General features: G+C 64.1%; 2 protein-coding genes and 1 riboswitch. Of the genes, one reads left to right on the top strand and one right to left on the bottom strand.

What is annotated here, in order from left to right:
* A partial coding sequence (locus A2I95_RS36780) for a thiamine ABC transporter substrate-binding protein (RefSeq protein ID WP_291737426.1) occupies nucleotides 1-406 on the bottom strand: 406 nt, incomplete at its 3' end.
* Between the two features lie 32 nt (nucleotides 407-438).
* Nucleotides 439-530, bottom strand: a riboswitch (TPP riboswitch).
* 232 nt (nucleotides 531-762) lie between these two features.
* Between A2I95_RS36780 and aroC the strand changes: the two genes are divergently transcribed.
* The coding region (gene aroC / locus A2I95_RS36775) for a chorismate synthase (RefSeq protein WP_291737425.1) at nucleotides 763-1,555 on the top strand (793 nt) is incomplete at its 3' end.

Here is a 1,555-nt window from a genome sequence, read left to right as displayed (position 1 = left end):
GTGCCGTTGCATCGGCGTTGTGAACAAAGGCAAAATAGCCCCAGTCATAAGGCACAAAGGTCGCGTCGTTCCATTCGACCGGCAGCGCAAAATCGGCGCTGACCGAATGCTCCGCAAACAGGCCGGTTTCCTTGGCCGCCGCAGTCAGGTTGGTATCGAGGCCCAGAACCACGTCCGCGTCAGAGCGCTCGCCCTCCAGCTTGACCCGCGCCAGCAGCGCCGCGCCGTCGCCCGTGCCGACCAGTTTCAGGTCGCAGCCGCAGGCCTCTTCAAACGCCTTTTCCACCGCCGGGCCCGGACCCCAGTCGGAGACAAAGCTGTCATAGGTGTAAACGACCAGTTCAGGCGTTTCGGCAAAAGCTGCCGATGCGCCGAGCAGTCCCGCTGCAAAAACAAGATGTTTCATGGCATCCTCCTTTGCGGCTTCGGGCAAGGGTGGAGGCTGTCCAGTACCTTCCCTCCGCCGGTGTGAGCCGGTTCAGGTTCAACGGGTGTCATCTCAGCGCTGCCGCGCACCCCGAGGTGGCGCGCACCCTAGGCCCCTCGAGCGGCAATGACAAGCCAAAGTCAGGCCAGGACCTACCGCTTGCCCAAACCGGACCGCTGGCAACCCGGATCCCCTGTTCATCTGGCTGAAAATATCCCGGGGGAGCCGCCGCATGCGGCGGGGGTAGCGCCCCCAATACCCGCGCTGCAACACAGGAATCCCCTTGAGAGAGCCGCCCCCGCCCGCTAAGCACGCCGCAAAGGAGACAGCGCCTCATGTCGATCAACAGCTTCGGACACCTCATCCGCGTCACCACCTGGGGCGAGAGCCACGGGCCCGCGCTAGGCGCCACCGTCGACGGCTGCCCGCCGAACGTGCCGCTGGAGCCGGAGATGCTGCAGCAGTGGCTCGACAAGCGCCGCCCCGGCCAGAACAAGAACACCACCCAGCGCAACGAGCCGGACGCGGTGAAAATCCTGTCAGGCGTGTTCGACGGCAAATCCACCGGCACTCCGATCCAGCTGATGATCGAAAACACCGACCAGCGCTCCAAGGATTATGGCGAGATCTCCCAGACCTTCCGCCCCGGTCACGCCGACATCACCTACTTCCAGAAATACGGCAATCGCGACTACCGCGGCGGCGGCCGCTCCTCGGCGCGCGAGACCGCGGCGCGGGTGGCTGCGGGCGGTGTTGCACGTGAAGCAATCAAGGCGCTGGCGCCGGGGCTGGAGATCAAGGGCTACATGACCCGGATGGGCGAGCTGGAGATCGACCGCAGCCGGTTCGACTGGGACGCGATAGAGCAGAATGACTTCTGGATCCCTGACGCAGGCGCAGTGCAGGAATGGGAAGATTATTTGCAGGGCCTGCGCAAGGCGCACGATTCGGTTGGCGCTGTTGTCGAAGTTGTGGCCCGCTATGTCCCCGCAGGCATCGGCGCGCCGGTTTACGGCAAGCTGGACACTGATCTGGCCGCTGCGATGATGTCGATCAACGCAGTGAAGGGCGTGGAGATCGGCGAGGGCATGAATGCAGCAAAGCTGAAAGGCTCGGAAAACGCCGATG

This window comes from Leisingera sp. F5 (assembly GCF_001593695.1).
This window is presented reverse-complemented; position numbering and strand designations above follow the sequence as displayed.